The following is a 660-nucleotide window of genomic DNA, read 5'->3' as shown; positions in this document are numbered from 1 at the left end:
CAGCAACAACAAAACAAACAGTGGCAACCGCATCTCTACACATCACTGCAAAGCAAAACCATGGTGATTCTCGGTACGGGTAGCATTGGGAAATGCCTAGCACAAACGGCCCAGACGATGGGGATTAACACGATTGGTATTAATCGTACAGGAATTCCAACAGCCAATGATGAATTTGCACAAACCTTCCACATCAATGAACTAGCAAATGCTTTAAGAAAGGCAGATATTGTCGTTAATACGTTGCCGAGCACACCTAATACTCGTGCCTTGCTCAACCGTGAAACACTTCAACATCTCAACCAAGCTTTATTATTCAATGTAGGTAGAGGAGATGTGTTGGATGAAGCCAGCTTGTTGCTCGCCATCAAGAATCGCTGGGTAGAACACGCTTTCTTGGACGTGTTTGAGCAAGAACCATTGCCACCAGCGCATCCGTTTTGGAAGTTACCGCAAGTGACCATCACGCCACACATTGCCGCATTGAGCTTTCCTGAACAGGTGGTCGACATTTTTGCCGACAATTACCGACTTTGGCGCGATGGTTTCTCATTAAACAATCAAGTGGATTTCGAGAAAGGGTATTAAAGATAGATGTCTCTAGAGAATCTACTCCAACAAGTGCGCGCGTGCCAGATCTGCGCTGAGAGTTTACCTCTC

General features: G+C 45.8%; 1 protein-coding gene. It reads left to right on the top strand.

The genetic code is table 11. The features are described from left to right. Positions 1-588: NAD(P)-dependent oxidoreductase (locus R8N49_RS27760; RefSeq protein ID WP_318116265.1), on the top strand; the 588-nt coding region annotated here is incomplete at its 5' end. Positions 589-660 lie beyond the last annotated feature (72 nt).

The sequence above is a fragment of the Vibrio sp. 1978 genome (assembly GCF_033344345.1).
The sequence above is the reverse complement of the archived record's forward strand: the minus strand, read 5'-3'. Positions and strand labels throughout refer to the sequence as shown.